We start from the raw sequence: 1,381 nt of genomic DNA on the forward strand, positions 1-1,381 counted from the left end.
TGCGGATGGGCGTGTCACCGTGACGTGAGACGGCCACCTCGCGATCCTTCGAGTCGACCAAGACAGAAGGAGAGGAACGAGATGGCCGCAGGTGACATTGTGCCGGTGACGGGCGAGTGGTTCGAGCAGACTCTGGAGTCGGCGTCGCCGGACCTGCTGCGCACGATGGTCCGGGAGATGGCGCAGCGGATGATGGATGCCGAGGTCGAGGGCCTGTGCGGGGCCGGTTACGGCGAGGTCTCCGACCAGCGGGTCAACCGCCGGAACGGGTATCGGCGGCGGGAGTGGGACACCCGGGCGGGCACGGTGGAGCTGGCCGTTCCGAAGCTGCGGTCGGGGTCGTACTACCCGGAGTGGCTGCTGGAGCGGCGCCGCCGGGCCGAGCGGGCGCTGGCCAGCGTGGTGGCCACGTCGTATCTGCTGGGTGTGAGCACGCGGCGGGTGGAGAAGCTGGCTGAGCAGCTGGGCGTGACCAAGCTGTCGAAGTCGCAGGTGAGCGTGCTGGCGCGGGAGCTGGATGAGATGGTCGCCGGCTTCCGGGGCCGGCCGCTGGACGCCGGGCCGTACACGTTCGTGTGGATCGACGCCTTGACGCAGAAGGTGCGCGAGGGCGGCCGGACCGTGACGGTGCACGCCTTGATCGCCACCGGCGTCAACGCCGACGGGCACCGCGAGATCCTCGGCGTCGACGTGGTCAGCGCCGAAGACGGCGCGGGCTGGCTGGCGTTCCTGCGCGGTCTGGTCGCCCGCGGGTTGTCGGGGGTGAAGCTGGTGGTGTCGGACTGCCATGCCGGGTTGCGGGACGCGATCGCCTCGACCCTGCCGGGCGCGTCCTGGCAGAGGTGTCGGACGCACTACCACCGCAACTTGCTGACCCGTGTCCCGAAGTCGGCGCAGCCGTGGGTGTCGACGCTGGTGCGCACCATCTTCGAGCAGCCCTCGGCCGAGGCCGTCCACGCCCAGCACCGCCAGGTCGTGCACGCGCTGGAGGCCAAGTTCCCGGCCGCGGCCGAGCACCTCGACGACGCCAGAGACGACATCCTGGCCTTCGCCGCCTTCCCCAAGTCCGTCTGGAAGCAGGTGTGGAGCAACAACCCCCAGGAGCGGCTGAACAAGGAGGTCAGACGCCGGACCGACGTCGTGGGCATCTTCCCCGACCGAGCCGCCATCATCCGCCTGGTCGGCGCCGTGCTCGCCGAACAGAACGACGAATGGACCGAACAGCGCCGATACATGGGGTGGAAATCCTTGCCGCCTGCCAGAAAGCCGGCCAGGAAACCGACACCAATGATGCCGATATGACAATTGAGGCAATTGGTGCTTAAATAGTCAATAGATCGCGAGGTGGCCTTCTCGTACACCACCTGCATGGACGTGGCCC

General features: G+C 68.3%; 1 protein-coding gene. It reads left to right on the top strand.

Annotation, left to right across the window (positions count from 1 at the left end):
- Nucleotides 1-81 precede the first annotated feature (81 nt).
- The gene (locus tag HKK74_RS38835; protein ID WP_222723273.1) at nucleotides 82-1,302 is read left to right on the top strand and encodes an IS256 family transposase; all 1,221 of its coding nucleotides are present in this window, start codon (nucleotides 82-84) and stop codon (nucleotides 1,300-1,302) included.
- The last annotated feature ends 79 nt before the right edge of the window (nucleotides 1,303-1,381 follow it).

The sequence above is a fragment of the Actinomadura alba genome, assembly GCF_014323705.1.
Taxonomy (GTDB): Bacteria; Actinomycetota; Actinomycetes; order Streptosporangiales; family Streptosporangiaceae; genus Actinomadura_C; species Actinomadura_C alba.